A 22,349-nucleotide genomic window follows, 5' to 3' on the forward strand; every position below is an offset into this window, starting at 1 on the left:
GTGGACATCAGCGTGTACCGCCCCGGCGAGCTGAGCGCGGCCGACCGGGCGGCGTGGACGTCGATGCAGTCCAAGGCGCATCTGCAGGGCTCGCCCGAGCTGGCGAACCCGTTCCTGTCCCCCGAGTTCGCGCTCGCCGTCGGACGGTGCCGGCGGGGCGTGCGGATCGCGGTTGTACAGGAGGACGGCGAGCCCGCCGCCTTCTTCCCCTTCCAGCGGACCGCGACCGGAGTCGGCCGGGCCGTCGGCCTCGGCGTCTCGGACGCCCAGGGGCTCGTCCACCGGCCCGGTTTCACCTGGGACGCAAGGGAGCTGCTGCGCGCCTGCGGCCTCGCCGTCTGGGAGTTCGACCACCTGGTCCAGGGCCAGGAGCCGTTCGCCGCGGGGGCCCGGGCAAGCTTCCCGTCCCCGGTCATGGACGTCGACCAGGGCTACGACGCCTATCTGCGCCATCTGCGGTCCCGGGCACCGAAGTTCACCCGGACCACACTCGCCAAGGAACGCAGGCTCGGCCGGGACGCCGGCGGGGTGCGCTACGTCCACGACGAGCGCGACCCGGCGGTGCTGCGCACCCTGATGGGCTGGAAGTCCGCGCAGTACCGCAGGACCGGACGCAGCGACCGGTTCGCCCACGACTGGATCAGCCATCTCGTGCAGCGGCTGTTCCACACCCGTTCCGAGCCGTTCGCGGGCATCCTGTCCGTGCTCTACGCGGACGAGCGGCCGGTCGCGGCGCACTTCGGGCTGCGCACCGAGCGGGTGCTCGCGTGCTGGTTCCCGGCGTACGACCCGGCCTGGGCGAAGTACTCGCCGGGGCTCGTCCTGCATCTGCGGATGGCCGAGGCGGCCGCCGCCGACGGGATCGCGTACCTCGATCTCGGCCGGGGGCAGAAGGAGTACAAGGACTCCCTGAAGACACGGGAGATCACCGTGTCGGAGGGGTGGGTGACCCGGCGTCACCCGGTCGCGATCGGGCACCGGGCGCGCCGCGCCCCCGTCCGGGCGCTGCGCAACACCGTCCAGTCACGGCCGGAGCTGTTCGCGCCGGCCGACCGGATGCTGAAGAACATCGGACGCCTGCGTTCGTACAACCAATAAGGCTCCGTAACGGTCAAACCAACAAAAACGTGAGGCCTGGTTCCAGGTCTTGCCATAGGGGTTCAATCGTCAATACCGTCGTACATCTCACCCGCATCGGTCCGTCGTCCGCGGTACTAGGGGAGGGCTCAAGGACCGCGACAGGCCGGCGCGGGGCGCGGTAGGGGGGTGCCGTGCTCGGTGACCGCACTTGGTGACCGAGTCGTGCCGCGCGACCGGCGGCCGTTTTCGCCGTCGGCCGGCTTTGCCAGCTCACCCGGGCATGCTCGGAGACTCCTTTCGGCATGCCGTAGGTGAAACAACCCCCCTTTCGAACCGGACAGCAGCCGGGCCGCCCAGGGGCGGGCGGTCCAGCCGGACGAGAGGGAACCAGACTCATGAGCTCAGTTCTGCGCCCGGCGGCCACGGGCCAGGAGCCGCCGTCGACGGCCGGCAAGTACCGGCCCGTCTCCACTCACCTGGCCATCGCGCCGCCGGTGAGCGTCGTGATCCCCGCCATGAACGAGGCGGAGAACCTCCCGTACGTCTTCAAGACGCTGCCCGACTGGATCCACGAAGTGGTCCTGGTCGACGGCAACTCCACCGACGACACCGTCGAGGTGGCCCGCGAGCTGTGGCCCGAGGTCAAGGTCGTCCGGCAGTCCGGCAAGGGCAAGGGCGACGCGCTGATCACCGGGTTCGAGGCGTGCACCGGCGACATCATCGTGATGGTCGACGCGGACGGCTCGGCCGACGGGAACGAGATCCTCAGCTATGTCTCCGCCCTGGTCTCGGGCGCGGACTTCGCCAAGGGCTCCCGCTTCGCCAACGGCGGCGGCACCGACGACATGACCTTCATCCGCAAGCTCGGCAACTGGGCGCTGTGCACGATCGTCAACCGCAAGTTCGGCGCCCGCTACACCGATCTCTGCTACGGCTACAACGCGTTCTGGCGGCACTGCCTCGACAAGATCGACCTGGACTGCACGGGCTTCGAGATCGAGACCCTCATCAACATCCGGGTGGTCAAGGCGGGCCTGAAGGTGCAGGAGATACCGAGCTACGAATACCTCCGCATCCACGGCGCGAGCAATCTGCGCGCGGTGCGCGACGGGTTCCGGGTGCTCAAGGTGATCCTCGGCGAGCGCTCCAACCGGCGTGAGCTGCGCCGCCAGGCCCACCACTCCCCGCTGCTCGACTCGGTCCGGGGAGAGGTGTCTTGAGCGGTCCCGACGTCTCCGTCGTGATCTGCGTCTACACCGAGGACCGCTGGGAGGACATCCTCGCGGCGGTCTCCTCGGTGCGGGCGCAGTCGTATCCGGCGCGGGAGACGCTGCTGGTCGTCGACCACAATCCGGCGCTCCTGGACCGGCTGGCCAAGGAGTACAAGGAGGTCGCGGAGGTGCGGGTGCTCGCCAACGCGGGCCCCCGGGGCCTGTCCGCGGGCCGCAACACCGGCATCGCCGCCTCGCACGGCGAGGTGATCGCCTTCCTCGACGACGACGCCGTCGCCGAGCGCGACTGGCTGCGCCACTTCGCCGCCGGGTACGCCGACCCGGAGGTGATGGCCGTCGGCGGGCGCACCCTGCCGATCTGGGCGTCGGGCCGCCGTCCCGCCTGGTTCCCGGCGGAGTTCGACTGGGTGGTGGGCTGCACCTACAAGGGCCTGCCCGAGGGCCGGGTCCGGGTGCGCAACGTCCTGGGCGGCAACGCCTCGTTCCGGCGTACGGCGTTCGACGCGGCCGGCGGGTTCGCCACCGGCATCGGGCGCGACGGCGACAAGCGGCCGCTGGGCTGCGAGGAGACGGAGCTGTGCATCCGGCTCACCCGGGCCAGACCGGACGCGGTGCTGCTCATCGACGACCGCGCGGTGATCCACCACCGGGTACCCGAGGCGCGTGAGCACTTCGGATACTTCCGCACGCGCGCCTACGCCGAGGGCCTGTCGAAGGCGCTGGTGGCCCGAAGTGTCGGCGCGGACAAGGGACTTGAGTCCGAACGCCGGTACGCCACCCGGGTGCTGCCCGCCGGGGTGGCCCGTGGGCTGCGCGACGCCGTGCTGGCCCGGCCGGGCGGCGCCGGGCGCGCGGGCGCGATCGTCGCCGGGGTGCTGACGGCCGCCGGCGGATACGTGGTGGGGAGCGTACGGACCCGGAAGGGCGGCGCCACGTTCCGGGTGGCGCCGATCGAAGGGGGACCGATCGAGGGAGGACCGATCAAGGGAGGACCGATCAAGGGAGGACCGAGATGAGCGTGCCGATCCTCATGTACCACGCCATCGCGGCCGACCCGAGCGACGCCACCCGGGAGCTCTCGGTGACGCCCGAGGCCTTCGGCCAACAGATGGACGCCATCGGGGACTTGGGTCGCACACCGATCACCACGGCCCAGCTCGCGGCGCACTGGCGCGACGGCCGCCCGCTGCCCGAGCGCCCCGTCCTGGTCACCTTCGACGACGGCTACGAGGGCGTCCACCGGCACGCCCTGCCCGTGCTCGCCAAGCACGGCTTCGCCGCCACCCTGTTCGTGTCGACGGCGTGGCTGCGCGGCCCGCACGACAACGGCCACGCCCTGGACACCATGCTGGACTGGCCGCAGGTGCGTGAACTCGCCGCCGAGGGTGTGGAGATCGGCGGACACAGCCACACCCACCCGCAGCTCGACCAGCTCGACGACGACAGCCTGCGCCGTGAACTGATCCTCTGCAAGGAGATCGTCACCGACGAACTCGGCACCGTCCCGGCCTCGTTCGCCTACCCCTACGGCTACTCCAGCCGCCGGGTCCGCGAGAAGGTCCGCGAGACGGGGTACGCCCAGGCCCTGGCCGTGGGCAACGGACTCGCGCGGCGCCGGCAGGGGCCGTACGCGCTGCTGCGGGTGACCGTGCGCCGCAGTACGGACGCCGAGGAGTTCCAGCGCCTGATCGAAGGCCGGGCCATCGCCCGCAACTTCGCCCGGGACCGCGCGTTCACCAAGGGGTACGCCATGGTCCGAAGAGCACGCCAGGTCCGCCGGAAGGCCATCCTTTCCCGTGTCTGACACGACGACCACCACCGAGTCGACCGAGCCCGCGACCGAGGCGCCCGAGCAGTCGGGGCGCCGTCTGCGCCTGCCCGGCATGGGGCGCTCGTCCGGCGGCAACCAGCTGTTCCGCAACGCCTACGCCCTGATGCTGAACACGGGGATCTCCGCCGTGCTCGGCCTCGGCTTCTGGCTGGCCGCCGCCCGCTACTACTCCGACTCCGCGGTCGGACAGGGCTCCGCCGCGATCGCCGCGATGAAGTTCCTCGCCGGTCTCACCGCGGTGACTCTGACCGGCGCCCTGGCCCGCTTCATCCCGGTCTCCGGCCGCGCCACCGGGCGGCTCATCTTCCGTACGTACGCGGGCAGTTCGGTGCTGGTGGCGCTCGCCGCGGGCGTCTTCCTGCTGACGCTGGACGTGTGGGGCCCCTCGTACCGCTTCCTGCACGGGACGGTGAACGGGCTCGGCTTCATCGCGGCCGTCGTCGCCTGGAACCTGCTCACCCTCCAGGACGGCGTGCTGACCGGGCTGCGCAGCGCGATCTGGGTGCCGTTCGGCAACACCGTGTTCTCCGCGGTCAAGTTGGCGCTGCTGGTCGCGTTCGCGGTGGCGATCCCGACGGCCGGTGTCTTCGTGTCGTGGGTCGCGGCGATCGCGGTGTCGGTGCTGCCGCTGGGCTGGCTGGTGTTCCGCCGGCTGGTGCCCCGGCATGTGAAGGCCACCGAGGACCACGCGCACCCGCCGACCGTCAGGGAGGTCGGCCGGTTCCTCGCCGGCGACTACACCGGCTCGCTGTTCTCGCTGGCGGTCGTCTATCTCGTCCCGGTGATCGTGGCCTCGCAGGTCAGCTCCGAGGACAACGCGTACTTCTACATCACCACCACCATCGGCGGCACCTGCAACCTGCTCGCCATCAACATGGGCGCCTCGCTGACCGTCGAGGGCTCGCACGACCCCGGGCGGCTCGCCGCCAACACCCGGGCGGCGCTCAAGCGCATGGCGCGGATCATGCTGCCGGTCGCCGGGGTGCTGTTCTTCGGCGCGCCCTGGATCCTCGGCGTCTTCGGCTCCGGGTACGCCGACGCGGCCACCCCGCTGCTGCGCTGGTTCGCGGTCGGCGCCGTGCTGCGGGTCGTCATGGAGACGTACTTCGCGGTGCTGCGCGCGCAGAGCCGCACCGCCGGACTCGCCTGGTTGCAGGGCCTGTTGTGCGCCCTGGTGCTCGGCCTGACCCTGCTCCTGCTCCCCCGCATGGGGCTGACCGGCGCGGGCGTCGCCGAGATCTCCTCGCTCGCGGTGATCGTGGCGATCGCCGCGCCCAGGCTGTACAGGACCGTGCGGGCCGCGCCGGCCGGTGCCGTCCCCGAGGACGCGGCACCCGACGGCGACCTCGCCGATCTGGGGGCGCGCGAGGTGTCCGTCACCCCGGGAACCCGCAGGCGCGGGCCCGCCTGGGCGCTCGACCAGGACACCCTCGCCCTCGGCATCCACGTCGACTTCGACCACCTCGAGCGCCGCCCGGACGTCCGCCCGGGACCCGGCACCCCGCCCACCGGCATCCCCATCGTCCCCCCGGCACCGCACCGGCCGACCTGGGCGCAGAAGCTGCCCGAGGTGGGGCTGCCGGTGGAGGAGCGGGAACCCGGGTCGGAGGCGTCGCTGGGCCCGGTGCAGACGTCCGCCGAGGTGGAGGTGGACGCGCCGTTCGAGCCTTACGAGCCTCCTGGGCCGTTGCGGGCAGGGGTACGAGAGGACGAGGGCACCGTACGGCTCGGCGCGAACGTGCCCGAAGAGGTGCCGGCATCCGACGCCGACCCGCCGCTCTCCTGGCGCGACCGGCTCCACCCCACCCGCGTCGGGCTGATCGTCGGCTGTCTGCTGACCGCCGCGCTCCTGCTCTACTGGGTGCCCGCGCTGGGGCTCGGCGAGGCCGACCTGGACCGGATGGGCGGGCTCGGGCTGATCTCGGTGCTGCCGCTGCCCACCCTGATCGGCGCGGCCCTCCTGGTGCTGTCGTTCGGCTCGCTGCTGTGGCTGGACCGCGAGCACAAGGCGCTGCTGCTGATCGCGCTGCTCGCGACCGTGGTGTCCCTGCACGCGCTGCCCGCGGTGATCGAGACCGAACCCCGTTTCGCGACGGCCTGGCAGCACCTCGGTTTCCTCGACTACATCGACCGGACCGGTTCGGCGGTGCCCGACCTGGACGCGCGCTGGAGCTGGCCGGGCTTCTTCGCGGCGGCCGCGTTCGTCGCCCAGGCCTGCGGGGTCACGGACTTCACCGAGCTCATCCGCTGGTGGCCGCTGGCCATCCAACTCCTCTATCTGGCCCCGATGTTCCTGCTGGTGCGCTCGATGCGGGCGAGCTGGAAGGCCAAGTGGACCGGCCTGTGGGTGTTCGTGCTGTCCGGCTGGGTCGGCCAGGACTACTTCTCCCCGCAGGGCTTCACCTACCTCCTCTACCTGGTCTTCGCGGCGATCCTGCTCGTCTACTTCCGCGCCCCGCGCGTGATCTGGACGAAGAAGCGCCCCGGCGAGGTGGAGGTCGAACCGACCGACCGGCGCCAGCGGGCCGTCCTCCTCATGGTGGTCATAGGCCTGTTCGCGGCGAGCGTCCCGGCCCACCAGCTCACCCCGTTCGTGATGCTGGGCGTGCTGGCGGCCCTGGTCCTGATCGGCAAGTCCGAACTGCGCGGCCTGCCCATCCTGTTCGCCGTGCTGGTGGCGGTGTGGGTGGGCTTCATGGCCGAGCCGTACTGGTCGGGGCACTTCGACGACCTGTTCGGCGGGGTCGGCGGGGTCGGCGGCAATGTGTCGTCGTCGGTGTCGGGCCGTATCGAGGGCGGCAGTTCCTCGCACAAGCTCGTCCTCTACACGCGCGTGGCCCTCGCCGGCGGCGTGATGGCCTTCGCCTGCTGGGGCTGGTGGCGGCGGCGCGACCACCACTACCGGGAGCGCTCACTGCTCGTCCTGACGTTCGTGCCGTTCCTGGGGTTCGGCATGCAGTCCTACGGCGGCGAGATGGCGCTGCGCGTGTTCATGTTCGCCCTGCCGGGCGCCGCCCTCCTCATGGGGCTCGCGCTGTTCCCGCGCACCGGCGTCACGGCGAAGGAACGCGACAAGGACCGGGTGAGCCTGGCGCCGATGGCCGCGGTGCTGGCGGGTCTGCTGCTCATGTCCGGGTTCCTGGTGGCCCGTTGGGGCAACGAGCCGTTCGAGCGGATCAGGCCCGGCGAGGTCACCGCCATGGAGTACGTGTACGCCCACGACGATCCGACGGTACGGCTGCTGTGGCTGAGCAACGACACGGTCGACAACGTGACGCCGGCGATGCCGTGGGGCGCGCGGGACATGGAGAAGGTCGAGTACGTGCCGACGCTCGCGCCCGCCGACCCGGTGCTGGTGTCCAGCCTGGTGAAGGCGTTGCGGGACGCGGGGCCGAACTCGTATCTGATGATCAACCGCAGTCAGGTCACATATCTGGAGATGGACGTCGGCTACTCGACGTCCTGGGAGCCGCGGCTGATCGAGAACCTCGACAAGCGGGCCGAGTTGAAGAAGGTCTTCGTCAACGCGGACGTCACCATGTACACGCTGGCCAAACAGCCCGCGGGCAAGGTCGCGAAGGCGGACCCGGGGCCGATCGGGCCGCAGGTGACCTGGACGCCGTGGTCGGTGGTCGGCGGGCTCGCGGCGCTGGCGCTGATCGTGCTGCTGACCGCGCGTGAGGTGGTCCGGGTCGCGGTGCGGCCGGGGGTGCGGCAACTGCGCTGGCTGCAGAGCAGCTTCTGGTTCTCGCTGCCGCTGCTGGCGGTGCTGTTCGCTTCGCTGGTGCAGCGGTTCCTGACGATGAAGTGAGGCTCAGTGGCTCATCCGGCTCACCGGGTGAGCCACTTGACCTCGTACGCCTGCATGTCGAACCGCTTGCCGTCGACCTTCGCGCTGATCTGCCGGTCCAGGGTGTTGACCACGAGGACCGTCCGGTCGGTGGCGAGGACCCGGACGTTGGGCACGTCGTCCGCCGCCACCGGCACCGTCGCGAAGTCGGTCCCCGGCCCGAACGCCTTGCTGAACCGGCTGACCAGGTCGAACATGGGCAGCTCCTGCCCGCCGTCCTTCCCGTTCGTCGGCGTCCACAGGCAGCCCGCGCAGTCCGTACCCTTCTCGTTCTCCGGGTTCCAGTAGAGGGCGGACGTGGTGCCGCCCTTGGCGAGGGCGATCATGCCGGCGGCCTGGACGGCGACCCGGCGGTCCTCGGACCAGCCCTCGCGCTCGTCCTGGGCGTCGGCGGGCTCGACGTAGTACTCGGCCCACCACAGCGGCAGGTTGCCGGTCCGCTGCCGCACCCACCGGCTGACGGCGGTGAACTTGTCGGTCGCCGCGAACTCGTCCGGCAGCATCTCGTCGTCGTTGGTGTAGCTGGAGCCGTCCACGACCACGAAGTCGGCGCCGGCCTTGTTCTTGTTCCAGTAGTCGAAGGCGTCGAGGATGCGCTGGTCCATGGCGCCCCAGGGCCCCTTGAAGGTCTGGGACGCCTCCTCCGAACGTGGGTCGACACTGTCCATCACCAGATACGGGCCGCCGACCATGATGTCCGGGTCGACCTTCTTCAACGCCTGATAGACGAGGTTGTAGAGCTTGGTGTAGCCCTCGTAGTCCCAGCGGGCCTCGGCGTCGTTCCAGAAGCCCTTGAACTCGTTCCAGACGATGAAGTGGCGGACGTCCGGATAGCGCTTGGCGACGGTCGCGGCGAGGGCGGCGAAGTCCTTGAAGTGCGCGGGCTCCGGGGCGGTCTCCAGCGCGGACTGGCTCCAGTCGGTGTTGCCGACGCCCGGCTCGCCGCCCTTCATCCAGTCCGGGGCGCAGCACAGCGTGACGACGGGGGTGGAGCCGGAGGCGCGGATGAAGTCGATGCGCCGGTCCATGTCCTCGAAGTCGTAACGCCCCTCGACCGGCTCGGGGTTGTCCGCGCCCCAGCCCATGAGGTGCTGGTTCTGCGGCAGTCCGCCGACGTCCGCGATCCGCCCCTCGACCCGCTCGACGGCGGTGGAGCTGCCCTCGTCGGCGCTGTGCTGGGTGTGGGTGAAGCCCCAGCCGACGTCCGGGGTCCCGGCGTCCGGCGTGCTGGTGGGCGTGCCGTGCGCCCTGCTGCCGTTGCTGGTGGTGCCGTCGGTGCTCGCCCCGTTGCCGGGCAGCGTGTTGAGGAGGGTCACGACCAGGGCCAGAGCGGCCGCGCCCACGCCGAGCAGCGCGGTGAGCCGCCACCGCAGTGCCCCCGAATTCCACCCATGACGTCCCATCAAGGGCAACAGTAGACGCGGGAAGGGCACCTGGGGCAGGCCTTGTCATTGCACAGCTCTGTAACAGGACGGAAGGGAAGCAAATGGTCCCATCCGACACTCCGGACGCACTACGGAAACCGGGTGCGATCGGCGTGCCCGTGCCGGATCATGGCGAGCATGTCTGCGAACCCACACGACGCTCTGCCGATCCGGCTCAACGTCGACGACAGCGACTCGCCGTCCGACGTCGTCGACGCGCTGTTCCTCGGCCGCTTCGCGACGGGCGAGCAGCCGTACTCGCACGCGGCCAACATCGACCGTGTCCGGTCCGGCGCGTCCCTGCTCCCGGCCGGCGCCCGGGTGCTGCGCATCGCGCGGGACGACGACCGCAGCGCGACACTCGCGGAGGGCGACGGCTGGACGCTGCTGATCTCCCGCTGGAACCGCGGCGCCGACGTCACGGTGACGGCGACCAGCGCCGAGCTGGCCGAGAAGGTGCTCGGCGAGGCGACGGACGGGGCGGCCGACGAACCCGAACCCCAGCCGGAGAACGTGACGATGGGCTTCTGGTACGTCTCCCCGCGCCGGGGCCCGCACCGCACGACCCGGCAGATCTCGGCGGGCACGTGGGACGAGGTGCGGGAGAACTACACCGCGCCGGTCGCGGACGCGATGACCCGGCTGATGAAGACGACCCCGCAGGACATCGCGGGCCGGCTGCTCCTGCTGCACGGCCCGCCGGGCACCGGCAAGACCTCGGCGCTGCGTACGCTGGCCCGTTCCTGGCGGGACTGGTGCCAGGTGGACTGCGTCCTCGACCCCGAGCGGCTCTTCTCCGACGTCGGCTATCTGATGGACATCGCGATCGGCGAGGACGACGCGACGGGCAAGGGCCGATGGCGGCTGCTGCTCCTGGAGGACTGCGACGAACTGATCCGCGGCGAGGCCAAGCACACGGCCGGGCAGGCCCTGTCGCGGCTGCTCAACCTCACCGACGGCCTGCTGGGCCAGGGGCGCAACGTCCTGGTGGGGGTCACCACCAACGAGGACCTGGAGCGCCTGCACCCGGCGGTGGTCCGCCCCGGCCGCTGTCTGGCCAGGATCGAGGTGGGCCGGCTGACCCGGGCGGAGGCGGTGGCCTGGCTGGGCTCCGAGGAGGGCGTGGGCCGCGAGGGCGCCACCCTGGCGGAGCTGTACGCGCTGCGCCGGGGCACCTCTCCGACCGCGCTGCCGGAGCCGCGGGACGGGGCGGACGCGGGCCTGTATCTGTGACGGTGCTTTGATGGATGTATGACCCGTTACGTCGGTACGTCGGGCTGGCAGTACAAGGACTGGCGCGGCGCCTTCTATCCGGACGGCTGCCCGATGCGGCTCTGGCTGGAGGAGTACGCCGCGCACTTCCCGACCGTGGAGATCAACAACGCCTTCTACCGGCTGCCGTCCCGGGAGAACTTCGCGGCATGGCGGGAGCGGGTGCCGGCGGACTTCGTGGTCGCGGTGAAGGCGAGCCGCTACCTCACCCACATCAAGCGCCTGAAGGACCCCGAGGAGCCGGTCCACCGGCTGATGAGCCACGCGGAAGGGCTGGGTACCCGGCTCGGCCCGGTGCTCCTCCAGCTCCCCCCGACCCTGAAGGCCGACGCGCGGCTCCTGGACGCCTGCCTGGCCTGCTTCCCCTCGGGGACGCGGGTGGCGGTCGAACCCCGGCACGCGTCCTGGTGGACGCCGGAGGTCCGGGAGGTCCTGGAGTCCCGCGCCGCCGCCCTGTGCTGGGCCGACGTCCGCGCCCACCCGGTCACCCCGCTGTGGCGGACGACGGACTGGGGCTACGTCCGCTTCCACGAGGGCCGCGCCAAGGACTGGCCGCGCTACGGCAGGCGCTCACTGGAGACCTGGGCGCACCGCATCGAGGACACCTGGTCGGCGAAGGACGACGTGTACGTGTACTTCAACAACGACCCGAATGCGGCAGCGGTGGAGAACGCGCGGACCTTCGAGACCCTGGTCCACTGAGACTCAGGCGCCGTAGGCCGTCGCAGGCCGCTGAGACTCAGGCGTCGTAGGCCGTCGCAGGCCGCTGAGACTCAGGCGTCGCAGGCCGTCGCAGGTCGCTGAGACTCAGGCGTCGTGGGCCGCCCGCAGCGCATCCCGTACGGCGGCCAGCGCCGCGTCCCGGTCCACGCCCAGCCGCCGAGCCCGCTCGACGTACGCCTGCGCCGCCGACGCCAGCTCACGCTCCGCCGCCGCTCCCGCCGCCGCGACGAACGTCCCGTTGCGCCCCCGCGTCTCGATCACCCCGTCGCTCTCCAGCGCCCGGTACGCCTTGGCGACGGTGTTCGCGGCGAGCCCCAGCGACTCGGCCAGTCCACGCACCGTGGGCAGCCGGTAGCCGACCGGCAGCGCCCCCGACCGCGCCTGCTCGGAGATCTGCGCCCGCACCTGCTCGTACGGCGGCGCGCTGTCGTCGATGTCGATCTTCAAGGTCACGTCCCCGATTCTTCCGCACCGCCCCGTCCCCCCGCCTCAAGCCCGCCGGAAAATGGGAGGCAGCACGGCCCGTCTCCCCCGTAGCGTCCGCTCACATGACTGTGACCGTGCGCGAGCTGCGCGCCGACGCCCGAGCCGACCTGGAGGCCTATGTCCGGGTCCGTGACCTGGCCCTCCCGTTCATGCTGTACTCCCCGGACTCCCTCGCCTACGACCTCCTCCACATGCACCCCGACGCCCACTACCGCCCCCTCGTCGCGGAGCAGGACGGCGAGGTGATCGGCACCGCCCAGGTCGGCCTCGTGTACGACAGCCCGGAGCCCGGCCAGGGTTACGTCAACGTGTACGTGCATCCGGAGCGGACCGGCCGCGGCGCGGGCACGCTGCTGGTGAACGCCGCCGAGGAGCATCTCGCCGCGCTCGGCGTGAGCAGGCTGTACGCCTGGGTCCTCGACGAGCCGGCCAACCGGGCCTTCGCCGAACGCCGCGGCTACCGCGCGAGCCGCTCCGCGCACTTCCTCCTGCTGGACCTCGCGAACGGCACGCTGCCCCCGCTCGAGACCCCGCCGCCGGGTGTGGAACTGCGCACGGGCACCGACTTCGAGGCCGACCCGCGTCCCCTCTTCGAGCTGGACGCGGCGACCGTGGCCGACGAACCCAGCGATGTCGACAACGAGTTCTCGGACTACGAGGCCTGGCTCCGGGAGACCTGGCACCACCCCCTGATCAACCACGAGTTGACCACGGTCGCCGTCGTCGACGGCCGCCCCGTCGCCTTCAGCATGGCCCGCACCGACGCACGCACCCGCTACGGCACCGTCATGACCGGCACGGCCCGTGACTTCCGTGGCAAGGGCCTCGCCAAGCTCGCCAAGAACGACTCCCTGCACCGCGCCCGCGCCGCGGGGTTCACGGAGGCCGTCACCGGCAACGACACGGGCAACGGCCCGATGATCGCGATCAACAAGTGGTTCGGTTACGAGACGGCGGCGACGGAGGTGCGGTATGTCCGGGAACTCGGCTGAGAGACCCGGCGAGTTGGAGGTCGTCCTGGTCAAGGCGGGCCGGACGAAGATCCGTTACCGGAGCGAGCTCCTGCTGGACGACGGCAACCACGTCGCCGTCCGCGCGCCCTGGGCGGGCGAGGGCGTCCGTGACTTCGGCTTCGTCCGCTTCGAGCCCGGGGACGTGTTCACCGAGCACTACTGGCGGGACCGCTGGTACGCCGTGAAGGAGGTCCGCGCCGGCGACGGCACGCTCAAGGGCTGGTACTGCGACGTGACCCGCCCCGCCGTGCTCGACGGCGCCGAGCTGGTCGTCGAGGATCTCGACCTCGACCTGTGGCGCTCCGCCGACGGCACGGACGTACTGCGCCTGGACGAGGACGAGTTCGCCGACAGCGGTCTCGCGGAGCGGGACCCCGAGGCGGCGGCCCGCGCCGTCACGGCACTCGACGAGCTCGAGACGTACGCCCGGACCGACGGCGGCATGGCGGAACTCCTGGCCTAGACAGCAGCCACCACGGCGTACCGCTCGTCCTCCACCGTCCGCCCCCACAGCGCCGGATCGTCGGACAGCCGCTCCACGCGCACCTGCCCGGCGAGCGGCTCCACGAGGGCGGTGAGGCGGGCGGCGGGTATGCCGACCGGGCCGACCGTGCCCCAGACACCCTCGACGAGGACCAGGCGGCCCCCGGGGCGCAGCAACTGCCGCCAGTGGCGCAGGGCGCGGCCGGGGTCGGGGAGCGCCCACAGCACGTGCCGTACGAGGACGACGTCGAAGCGCTGCTCCCCCACCGGCGGTGCCGCCGCGTCACCGACCAGGAACGCGGCGTCACGACCAGCGAGTTTGGCGCGCGCGAGGTCCACCATCGCCGGGGCGCTGTCGACTCCGGTGACGCGGTGTCCCTGTTCGGCCGCGAGGAGCGACAGGCTGCCGGTGCCGCAGCCGAGGTCGAGTACGTCACAGGCCCGGCCCGGCAGCCAGGAGCGCAGCCGCTCGGCCCAGGCGGCCCGCACCCGCGGGTCGCGCAGGCCGTGGTCGGGCTCCTCGTCGAAAAAGGCGGCCTGCGCGTTCCAATCCACCCCATCCGCACCCGCGTCGGCTTCGAATGATTTGTGATCGGTCATGGTCACCAGACTGGCATCCACCACTGACAATCAGACGCCACCGGAACATCGCTCGAAAGCCAGTCGAAATCGTGATGACCGCCACTGACAGATCGCCGCCGATGAGTAACTCTCCCCAAAAGGGTCTACCTCCGTGAGAACGCGGAACTCGGTAGGCCTTGAAGGAGGCAGCCATGCGCCGTACTACCGTGCAGAAGCCCCTGAAGAGGACGGACGCCCGCCGGATCCGCGAGGAGGCCGACGAGCGCCCCGCAGGACGCCCGGAGGTGCGCAAGGACATCGCACGCACCTGGTGGCCGGACGGCTGACGGCGCGGCTCAGCCCAGTCGCTTTCGATAGTGGATGCGGTCGTAAGGCCCGTCCACTCTCCGTTCCACGACCTCGTAGCCGTACTTCGGATAGATCTTCTGGTTCTCCCACATCATCGCGTTCGTGTAGAGCCTGACCTCGGGCAGGCCGAGCGCACGCGCGTGTGCGTCCACGAACCGCAGCAGCCGTCCCCCCACGCCCGTTCCCTGGGCGTCGGGGTGGACGGCGATGTTGTCGAGGTAGAGATGGTCCGCGCGCTCCTCTACGACCACCAGGCCGGTCACGGGATCGCCCGTGACGTACACCCGCCCCGCCGCCACGGCCGCCGCGTGGTCCCGCCGCATGGGCTGCGGCACCACACCGATGCGCTCGATGTAGTGGTGGTACGCGGCATCGGTCACGGCCTTCACGCGCGGTACGTCGCCCGGACCGGCGAGCCGGATCTCCTCGTTCGTCATGCGCGCACGCTACCTACCTGATCTCAGTCTCAGCAGTCCCTTAAGCGGGCCATAAAGATCGTTCCCGGCCGCCACAAGCGCGCGATTTCACGGTTTCTTGGATCCGGCACCCGTCAGCACCGCTTCCGAGGAGTTCCGTCATGCCCGCACGCCGTACGGCCGCCACCGCCGCCGCTCTCGGCCTGGCCCCGCTCGCCCTCACCGCGCTCGCCGCGGCACCCGCGTCGGCGCACGGCACGCTGGGCGATCCGGTGAGCCGGGTCGCCCAGTGCTACGCGGAGGGCCCCGAGAGCCCGAAGTCGGCCGCGTGCAAGGCGGCGATCACGGTCGGCGGCACGCAGGCGCTCTACGACTGGAACGGCGTCCGCATCGGCGACGCCGGCGGACGGCACCAGACCCTCATCCCCGACGGGAAGCTGTGCAGCGCGAACGCCGACGAGTTCAAGGGTCTCGATCTGGCTCGCGCGGACTGGCCGGCGACGAGCGTGCGCAGTGGGTCGTACACCTTCAAGTACCGCGTGACGGCCCCGCACAAGGGCACCTTCAAGGTGTACCTGACCAAGGAGGGCTACGACCCGACGCGGCCGCTCGCGTGGAGCGACCTGGACCTGGCGAACCCGGTGGCGACGGCCACCGACCCGGTGGCGGCGAACGGCTACTACACGTTCTCCGGCACCCTCCCGGAGCGTTCCGGCGCGCAGTTGCTGTACGCGGTCTGGCAGCGCTCGGACAGCCCGGAGGCGTTCTACTCCTGCTCGGACGTGACGTACGGCGGCGGTTCGGGGTCGACCGTCACCGAGTCGCCCGCGCCCAGCGCCTCCGCCCCGTCCGAGGAGCAGATCGAGGAGGGCGCGGACAAGTCGACGGTCGAGCACGGCAGGCACGGCGACCAGGACGCGGCCACGTCGGCCGAGCCGGCCACGGCCCCGGAGTCGGCTCCGGTCACGGACGTGAAGGCGGCCGGTGCCACCCAGGACCTCGCCGAGACGGGCGGCGACAGCAGCACGGCGTACGTCGCGATGGGCGGCGCCGCCGTCCTCGCGGCCGGTGCGGCGATCCTCTTCGGGTCGGTGCGCCGGCGTGCGGTGAGCGGCGGCCGAGGCGGCCGCTAGCCAGGGCGGTCGGGGTCTGTCCGGCGGCTCAGGCCGGACAGACCCCGACCGTGTGTCATCCGAGGACCGAGGCGCAGGTCGTCGGCGTGGCGTGGGCCGGGTCGAGCGCGTTGGCCACCTCATGGAAGGCGATGAGGCTGAACAGGCCGATCGCCACGTGCTCGGAGAGGTCGAGCGGGCACAGGTCCTGGAGGACGACGTTGCGGACGCCGGTGCCGCTCAGGAACTGGCTCCGGTACGGGGTGACGACCTCGTCGTACTTGGTGGCGAGGACCGTGTACGTGACGCCGGGGACGGTGTCGCCGCCCTCGTTGAGCTTGGTGAGGAAGGGTGATCCGGCGACCTGGTCGGCGAGGCCGGGGGTGTTGGCGGAGAGCAGGTCGGCGGCGCCGGGGAAGTACGGCAGCAGCTGGGTAAGGCCGTTGAGGGTGGTGCCGTGGTTGCTGGGCGCGATGCCGACGAGGGCGTGCACCTTGGCGGCTCCGCCGAGGAACCGGAGGTAGTAGCGGGGCATCATGCCGCCCTGCGAGTGGCCGACGACGTCGGTCTCGGCGGCGCCGGTCGCGGCGAGGACCTTGTCGACGAAGGCGGAGAGCTGCTCGGCCGACTTGTCGATGGGGCCGAGGCCGTGGAAGACGGGGACGCCGGGGAGCTGGCCGTAGTCGAGGGAGTAGACGCAGTAGTCGCGGTTCTTGAGGTAGGTCGCGAGGCCGAGCCAGTTGTCGACGGAGTTGCCGAGGGTGCCGTGCACCAGGACGACGGGGCGGGGGTGGGTGGTGGAGGGCTTGCAGGAGTAGTCGTTCCAGCCGGAGTGGGGAGCGTCCGCGGCGTGCGCGGTGGTGGCGGGGACGACGGCGACCGCGGCGGTCAGCAGCAGCGCGGTCAGGGGTCTGAGCAGTCTTTTCCAGGGCAGCATCGGGTGATCTCCTTGCGGCTCAAGGGAGTTGCGACGGCTTTACGCCCTGTGATCCGGATCACGAGGATGCTGTTCATTCGTCAAGTTACGGACGGGTAGTGGAAGTGTGAAGTTACGCGTCAGTAAAAACTTCCAACGCTAGTCAAAGACGAGCGAGACTGCAGATGAACCGTCACCAGGCGGGCCTGATCGGACCATAGGGCGCGATCCGCGCCAATTGATCACGCAACGCCCGCACTTCACTCTCGCCGAGCAGTTCGACCCACGGCCGGACGGCGTCCGCGGCGGCCTCCTCGGCGGCCCGCGTGCACGCCCACCCCCGCTCGGTCAGCACCACGAGCCGGGCCCGCGCATCGTCCGGATGCGCCTTCCGCTCCGCATACCCCTTGCGCACCAGCTCGTCGACGAGCTGGCTGGCGGCCTGCTTGGTCACTCCGAGATGCCCGGCGAGCTCGGTGGCCGTGGCGCCGCCCGCGGAGAGCCGGGTGAACGCGAACCCGTAGGCGGGCCGGGCGTCGAATCCCCGCGCGACAACACCGTCGTTGATGCGCTGCGTCAGTTCACCCGCGGCGGCGAGCAGGACGGCGGTCAGGGCGAGGGCTTCGGAGTTCTGCACGGGTGCATTGAAACACCCTTGACGAGATGGTCAAGCAGCTTGACTATGGAGACACAGAGTTAGTCAAGCAGCTTGACCATCTATTCCGGGGGTACCCATGCCAGTCATCCACCCGTCCGAGGCCGTCACCCATGAGATCCACGGCGCCCGTTTCGTCTCGTACGCCACTCCCCTCACCGGCAGCAAGGAGCTGTGCGCCTGGCGCGGGGAGATCCCGGCGGGGACCAGGGCCCCGGCGCACACGGTGAACCGCGAGGAGATCATCCATCTCCTCGCCGGCGAGCTGCTGATCACCCTCGACGGCGAAACCCACCAGGTCACCCCGGGTGACACCGTGATCGTCAACCCCGGCGCGACCCTGAGCGTCGAGAACCCGACCGACGACACCGCCGTCACCTGGGTCACCACGTCCATCGGCCTGTCGGCGGAACTGGCCGACGGCACGGTCATCACGCCACCGTGGGCCAACTGACCACCCCGACAAGGGGTGTTACGCCGCCAGGGTCCCCGGCATCACCGCGTGCGGGCCGAACTTGGCCCGTGCCCGGTCCGCGACCTCCTCGATGCGGCGGAGCTTGTCGTCGGTGGGGTCGAAGGTGAGCTGGTGCGAGGCCTGTTCGGCGGGGCCGAGGGTCTCGGCGCGCAGGGACATCGCCCGGACCCGGGCCCGCTGGAGGCCGAGGGCCTCGTACATCTCGTAGGCCGTCCTGGTCAGCGCGGCCGAGTGGGCGGTCGGTTCCTTCAGGGTGCGGGTGCGGGTCGTCGAGGAGCGGTCGGCGTAGCGCACGGTGAGGGTGAGGGCACCGCAGACCTTGTCCAGGGCGCGCAGCCGGGCGCCCAGTTCACCGGCGGCGGAGAGCAGGGCGCGGCGGTGCCGGTCGGGGTCCAACTCGTCGCGGGTGAAGGGGCGTTCGGTGGCCAGTGAGCGGGAGACCCCGTTCGGGACGACCCGGCCGCGGTCGATCCCGTTCGCCTTCTCGTGCAGTTCGCGGCCCGTCTTCGCGCCGACCAGGCGCTGGAGCGTGGACAGGGGGGCGGCGGCGACCCGGCCGAGGGTGTCGAGGCCGTACTCGCACAGGGTGCGGGCGGTGGCCGTGCCGACGCCGGGGAGCGCGGCCACCGGCTTCTCGGCGAGGAAGTCCGCGGCCTCCTCCTCGGTGACCGCGCGGGTCACCCCGGGCCGGGCGTCGCGCAGCGCCATGCGGGCCAGCATCGGGCCGGGACCGGCGCCGATCATGCAGTCGACGCCGTGGTGGGCGAGGGCGCGGACCCGGATGACCGAGGCCAGTTCGACGGCGTCGCGTCCGAAGTACCGTTCGGCGCCCCGCAGATCGGCCAGTGCCCGGTCCGGTGGCAGCGCCTCCACGACGGGCGTGAAGTCCTCGAGCAGGCCGAGCAGCCCCGGCAGGGCCGCCTCGCGCGCCGGCGGCAGCTGGAAACGTACGCAGAGGATGGTCATCCCGCACTCCCCGGACTCTGGTGCCACAACTTCCGTACCTGTGAAGGCTCTTGACCCGCGGGTCGCAGATCGGCCCACGGATGCAGTTCGTATCCCGTCGGCAGGTGGATGCGCCGGCCGCCGGTGGAGTCTTCGCCGGCTTCCGGCACGGGCTCCGCCAGCCGTGCCGCCACCGCGTCGAGGCCCTGCTCGGCGCGGAGTTCGACGAGTTCGGCGAGGTTCCAGGCGGCGGTGCCCACCACGCTGAGGCTGCGCGGGCCGCGCCGCTGCACCGTCCCGCGCACCAGCAGCAGCCAGGAGTGGAAGACGGTGTGGGCGCAGGCGTCGTGGGAGTCGTCGAAGAAAGCCAGGTCGACCAGGCCGGTGCCGTCGTCCAGGGTGGAGAAGATGACCCGCTTGCCGGACCGGATCGGCGGCGTCTGGGTGGCCGCCTTGGCACCGGCGACCAGGACCGTCTCCCCGTGCCGCGCCTCCCGCAGCCGGCGCGCGCTGGCGACGCCCAACTCGGCCAGGAACTCCCGGTGGTCGTCCATGAGGTTGCGCGAGGCGTCCATGGACAGCACGCCCAGCTCGGCGCTGAGCTTCTCGGCGGAGGAGAGGTCGGGCAGTCCGGCGGACGCGGTCTTCCGCCCTCCGGCCAGCGGCAGTTGACCGCCGCCCCCGCCCCTCGCCCCCCGGTGCAGCTCGGTCAGGTGCAGTTGCAGATCACGGCGGTTGGCACCGAAGGCGTCCAACGCCCCGACCTGCGCGAGCCGCCCGGCGAGCGGCCTGCTCGGGCGCGCCCGCTCCCAGAAGTCCAGCAGTGAGGCGTACGGCTGCCCGTCCGCGATCCGCGCCGCCTCGGCCTCGCTGATGCCGTGCACGTCGGAGAGCGCCAGCCGCAGTCCCCACACCCCTGAATCAGACACCAGTTCGATACGGTGAGCGACCGCCGACTTGTTCACGTCCAACGGCAGGATCGGCACCCCGCGCCGCCGCGCGTCCGCCAGCAGCAGCCGCTTCGGATACATCCCGGGGTCGTGCGTGAGCAGCCCGGCGTAGAAGGCGGCCGGGTGGTGCGCCTTCAGCCACGCCGACTGGTAGGTGGGGACGGCGAAGGCGACGGCGTGTGCCTTGCAGAAGCCGTACGAGCCGAAGGCCTCGATGATCTCCCAGGTCCGCTGAATCGTTTCCGCGTCATAGCCGCGGGCCGCCGCGTGCTGCGCGAACCAGAACCTGATCCGCCCCTGCGACTCCGCGTCGGACAGCCCGCGCCGCACCCGGTCGGCCTCGCCGCGTCCGCAGCCGGTCATGATGTCGACGATGTCGATGATCTGCTCGTGGAAGACCACGACCCCGTACGTCCCCTTCAGCGGCTCCTCCAGATCCGGGTGCGGGTATCGGACGGGTGCCCGCCCGTGCCGCGCCTCGATGAACGGCCGCACCATGTCGGCGGCGACCGGTCCTGGCCGGAAGAGCGAGATGTCGACGACGAGGTCGTGGAAGGTGGCCGGCTGGAGCCGCCCGACCAGGTCCCGCTGGCCCGGCGACTCGATCTGGAAGCAGCCCAACGTCTCGGTGGACCGGATGAGTTGGTACGTCGCCGGGTCGCCGGGCGCGATCGCGTCGATGTCGACCTTCTCCCCCGTCGCCCGTTCCACCTCCGCGACCGCGTGCGCCATCGCCGACTGCATCCGCACGCCGAGCACGTCGAGCTTGAGCAGCCCGAGGTCCTCGACGTCGTCCTTGTCGAACTGCGACATGGGGAAGCCCTCGCCGCTGGTCGGCATGACCGGCGTACGGGCGAGCAGGGACGCGTCGGACAGGAGCACCCCGCACGGGTGCATGGCGACCCCGCGCGGCAGGGCGTCGAGGGACTCGACCAGCTCCCACAGCCGCCCGTACCTGTCCTTCTCCCCTGCCAGCGCCCGGAGTTCGGGCAGCTCCTCCAGCGCGGCGCGGGCGTCGCGGGCCCGGATGTGCGGGAAGGACTTGGCGATGCGGTCGATGTCGGCGGGGTCCATGGACAGGGCCGCGCCCACGTCCCGGACCGCGTGCCGCACCCGGTACGTCTCCGGCATCGCGACCGTGGCGACCCGCTCGGTGCCGAACCGGCCGATGATCGCGCGGTAGACCTCCAGGCGGCGCGCGGACTCCACGTCGATGTCGATGTCGGGCAGCACGAGCCGCCGTTTGGACAGGAACCGCTCCATCAGCAGCCCGTGCTCGACCGGATCGGCGTGGGCGATGCCGAGGAGGTGGTTGACGAGGGACCCCGCTCCGGAGCCCCGGGCCGCCACCCGGACACCCATCTTCCGTACGTCGTCCACCACTTGAGCGACCGTCAGGAAGTAGGAGGCGAAGCCGTGGTGGGCGATGATGTCCAGCTCCTGGTGCATCCGCTCCCAGTAGGCGTACCGGCCCGCGTACCCCTTGCGCACCATCCCGGCCGCCGCCCGGGAGGCGAGCGTGCGCTGGGCGGTGCGGCGGCCCGCGCCGACGAGGTGCGGCTCGGGGAAGTGGACGGTGCCGATGCCGAGGTCGTCCGCGGGGTCGACCAGGCACTCGGCGGCCGTGACCCGGGTCTGCTCCAGGAGCCGGTGCGCGGTGTCGCGCCGGAAGCCCGCGGCCTCCACGATCCGCTCGGCCGCCGCCAGCATGGCGGGCGCGTCCTTGAGCCAGGCCTCGCCGGAGTCCAGCTCCTTGGCGGCGCCGACGGGGACCAGCCGGCGGGCGGCGTCCAGGACGTCGGCGACCGGGCCCTGACCGGGGTCGGCGTACCGGACGGCGTTGCCGAGCACGGGACGTACCCGCTGCTCGGCGGCGAAGCCGACGGTGCGGGCGGCCAGCCGCAGCGAGCCCGGGCCGGTTCCCTCGCGGCCGTGCCAGACGGCCTCCAGGCGCAGGGCGTCGCCGTACCGCTCCCGCCAGGGGGCGAGGAGCCGGGCCGCCCGGTCGGGGCGGCCGGCGGCGAGGGCGCGGCCGACGTCGGAGTCGGGGCCGAGCAGGACGGTCAGGCCGTCTCCGTGGTTCCCGGCCCAGGTCAGCAGGGGGGTGTCGGCGGCGGTGTGGACGGCGGTCACCAGGCGGCACAGGTCGGCCCAGCCGCGGGCGCCGTCCCGGGCGAGGAAGGTGACGCGGGGAGTCGACTCGTCGATGAAGGCGCCGCCGCGGACGGGGGCGCGGCGCCGCTCCTGTCGTACCGGCTCGTACTCCTCGACGGCCAGCTCGGCGCCGAACAGCGGCCGCACCCCCGCCTTGGCGCAGGCCTTGGCGAAGCGGACCGTGCCCGCGAGGGTGTCGCGGTCGGTGAGGGCGAGGGCGTCCATGCCCCGTTCGGCGGCACGCTCGGCGAGCCGCTCCGGGTGCGAGGCGCCGTAGCGCAGGGAGAACCCGGAGACGGTGTGCAGATGCGTGAACCCGGGCACCCGCGCCTCCATTTTCGAACATCAGTTCCCAACTGCCTCACCCCCACCATACCCCCAATCCCGAACATGTGTACGACA

20 protein-coding genes are annotated in these 22,349 nt (G+C 71.5%); 12 read left to right on the plus strand and 8 right to left on the minus strand.

Annotated elements, in window-relative coordinates:
• The 5 genes from ACFUO4_RS42835 (at position 1) to ACFUO4_RS42855 (ending at position 7,954) form a co-directional block, all read left to right on the plus strand.
• Positions 1-1,098 carry a GNAT family N-acetyltransferase gene (locus ACFUO4_RS42835; protein ID WP_383495950.1) on the plus strand — a complete coding sequence of 366 codons (1,098 nt, stop codon included), beginning with the start codon at positions 1-3 and terminating at the stop codon, positions 1,096-1,098.
• A gap of 377 nt (positions 1,099-1,475) precedes the next feature.
• Entirely contained in the window at positions 1,476-2,300 is an 825-nt protein-coding gene (locus tag ACFUO4_RS42840; protein ID WP_079310704.1) for a glycosyltransferase family 2 protein, read from the plus strand.
• A complete protein-coding gene (locus ACFUO4_RS42845; protein WP_383495955.1) occupies positions 2,297-3,328 on the plus strand; it encodes a glycosyltransferase in 1,032 nt (343 codons plus the stop codon). The genes ACFUO4_RS42840 and ACFUO4_RS42845 overlap by 4 nt, the downstream gene beginning before the upstream one ends.
• Positions 3,325-4,116: a polysaccharide deacetylase family protein gene (locus tag ACFUO4_RS42850; RefSeq protein WP_179143474.1), complete on the plus strand. Its 792-nt coding sequence runs from the start codon at positions 3,325-3,327 to the stop codon at positions 4,114-4,116. Before ACFUO4_RS42845 ends, ACFUO4_RS42850 begins: the two co-directional genes overlap by 4 nt.
• Positions 4,109-7,954, plus strand: coding sequence for a lipopolysaccharide biosynthesis protein (locus ACFUO4_RS42855; protein ID WP_383495958.1), 3,846 nt, complete (start codon positions 4,109-4,111; stop codon positions 7,952-7,954). Before ACFUO4_RS42850 ends, ACFUO4_RS42855 begins: the two co-directional genes overlap by 8 nt.
• 20 nt (positions 7,955-7,974) lie before the next feature.
• Here ACFUO4_RS42855 and ACFUO4_RS42860 read toward each other — a convergent pair whose 3' ends face one another.
• Positions 7,975-9,396 carry a xylan 1,4-beta-xylosidase gene (locus ACFUO4_RS42860; protein ID WP_383495961.1) on the minus strand — a complete coding sequence of 474 codons (1,422 nt, stop codon included), beginning with the start codon at positions 9,394-9,396 and terminating at the stop codon, positions 7,975-7,977.
• A gap of 159 nt (positions 9,397-9,555) precedes the next feature.
• Here ACFUO4_RS42860 and ACFUO4_RS42865 point away from each other — a divergent pair, with 159 nt between their 5' ends.
• Together ACFUO4_RS42865 and ACFUO4_RS42870 are read left to right on the plus strand one after the other, a co-directional pair.
• Positions 9,556-10,650 carry a DUF5925 domain-containing protein gene (locus ACFUO4_RS42865; protein WP_079310723.1) on the plus strand — a complete coding sequence of 365 codons (1,095 nt, stop codon included), beginning with the start codon at positions 9,556-9,558 and terminating at the stop codon, positions 10,648-10,650.
• 18 nt (positions 10,651-10,668) lie between these two features.
• A complete protein-coding gene (locus ACFUO4_RS42870) occupies positions 10,669-11,391 on the plus strand; it encodes a DUF72 domain-containing protein (RefSeq protein ID WP_383495964.1) in 723 nt (240 codons plus the stop codon).
• Positions 11,392-11,496: 105 nt separating this feature from the next.
• On the opposite strand, the gene ACFUO4_RS42875 is transcribed toward ACFUO4_RS42870, so the two are convergent.
• Entirely contained in the window at positions 11,497-11,865 is a 369-nt protein-coding gene (locus tag ACFUO4_RS42875; protein WP_079310698.1) for a GntR family transcriptional regulator, read from the minus strand.
• Between the two features lie 95 nt (positions 11,866-11,960).
• On the opposite strand from ACFUO4_RS42875, the gene ACFUO4_RS42880 reads away from it, so the two are divergent.
• On the plus strand, positions 11,961-12,890 hold the full coding sequence (locus tag ACFUO4_RS42880; RefSeq protein WP_079310697.1) for a GNAT family N-acetyltransferase: 930 nt from the start codon (positions 11,961-11,963) through the stop codon (positions 12,888-12,890).
• Positions 12,871-13,374: a DUF402 domain-containing protein gene (locus tag ACFUO4_RS42885; RefSeq protein ID WP_383495968.1), complete on the plus strand. Its 504-nt coding sequence runs from the start codon at positions 12,871-12,873 to the stop codon at positions 13,372-13,374. The genes ACFUO4_RS42880 and ACFUO4_RS42885 overlap by 20 nt, the downstream gene beginning before the upstream one ends.
• Here the strand turns inward: ACFUO4_RS42885 and ACFUO4_RS42890 are convergent.
• Complete coding sequence (locus ACFUO4_RS42890; protein WP_383495971.1) at positions 13,371-13,994, minus strand: class I SAM-dependent methyltransferase; 624 nt, start codon at positions 13,992-13,994, stop codon at positions 13,371-13,373. The two genes, ACFUO4_RS42885 and ACFUO4_RS42890, sit on opposite strands and share 4 nt — an antisense overlap.
• A gap of 173 nt (positions 13,995-14,167) precedes the next feature.
• On the opposite strand from ACFUO4_RS42890, the gene ACFUO4_RS42895 reads away from it, so the two are divergent.
• Complete coding sequence (locus ACFUO4_RS42895; protein WP_123759758.1) at positions 14,168-14,302, plus strand: hypothetical protein; 135 nt, start codon at positions 14,168-14,170, stop codon at positions 14,300-14,302.
• 9 nt (positions 14,303-14,311) lie between these two features.
• Here ACFUO4_RS42895 and ACFUO4_RS42900 read toward each other — a convergent pair whose 3' ends face one another.
• Entirely contained in the window at positions 14,312-14,761 is a 450-nt protein-coding gene (locus ACFUO4_RS42900) for a GNAT family N-acetyltransferase (protein ID WP_383495975.1), read from the minus strand.
• Positions 14,762-14,901: 140 nt separating this feature from the next.
• Here ACFUO4_RS42900 and ACFUO4_RS42905 point away from each other — a divergent pair, with 140 nt between their 5' ends.
• A complete protein-coding gene (locus ACFUO4_RS42905; RefSeq protein WP_383495978.1) occupies positions 14,902-15,873 on the plus strand; it encodes a lytic polysaccharide monooxygenase in 972 nt (323 codons plus the stop codon).
• Between the two features lie 55 nt (positions 15,874-15,928).
• Here the strand turns inward: ACFUO4_RS42905 and ACFUO4_RS42910 are convergent, their stop codons facing one another.
• Together ACFUO4_RS42910 and ACFUO4_RS42915 are read right to left on the minus strand one after the other, a co-directional pair.
• Positions 15,929-16,789, minus strand: a complete 861-nt coding sequence (locus ACFUO4_RS42910) for an esterase/lipase family protein (RefSeq protein WP_383495981.1) — start codon at positions 16,787-16,789, stop codon at positions 15,929-15,931.
• Between the two features lie 172 nt (positions 16,790-16,961).
• The gene (locus ACFUO4_RS42915) at positions 16,962-17,405 is read right to left on the minus strand and encodes a MarR family winged helix-turn-helix transcriptional regulator (RefSeq protein ID WP_079310693.1); all 444 of its coding nucleotides are present in this window, start codon (positions 17,403-17,405) and stop codon (positions 16,962-16,964) included.
• A gap of 97 nt (positions 17,406-17,502) precedes the next feature.
• On the opposite strand from ACFUO4_RS42915, the gene ACFUO4_RS42920 reads away from it, so the two are divergent.
• A complete protein-coding gene (locus ACFUO4_RS42920; protein WP_079310692.1) occupies positions 17,503-17,877 on the plus strand; it encodes a cupin domain-containing protein in 375 nt (124 codons plus the stop codon).
• Positions 17,878-17,895: 18 nt separating this feature from the next.
• Here the strand turns inward: ACFUO4_RS42920 and ACFUO4_RS42925 are convergent, their stop codons facing one another.
• The gene (locus ACFUO4_RS42925) at positions 17,896-18,864 is read right to left on the minus strand and encodes a hypothetical protein (RefSeq protein WP_383495985.1); all 969 of its coding nucleotides are present in this window, start codon (positions 18,862-18,864) and stop codon (positions 17,896-17,898) included.
• Positions 18,861-22,271: a DNA polymerase III subunit alpha gene (locus tag ACFUO4_RS42930; protein ID WP_383495988.1), complete on the minus strand. Its 3,411-nt coding sequence runs from the start codon at positions 22,269-22,271 to the stop codon at positions 18,861-18,863. The genes ACFUO4_RS42925 and ACFUO4_RS42930 overlap by 4 nt, the downstream gene beginning before the upstream one ends.
• Positions 22,272-22,349 lie beyond the last annotated feature (78 nt).

Origin of the sequence: Streptomyces sp. NPDC057280 (genome assembly GCF_042668605.1) — a bacterium.
Classification (GTDB): Bacteria; Actinomycetota; Actinomycetes; order Streptomycetales; family Streptomycetaceae; genus Streptomyces.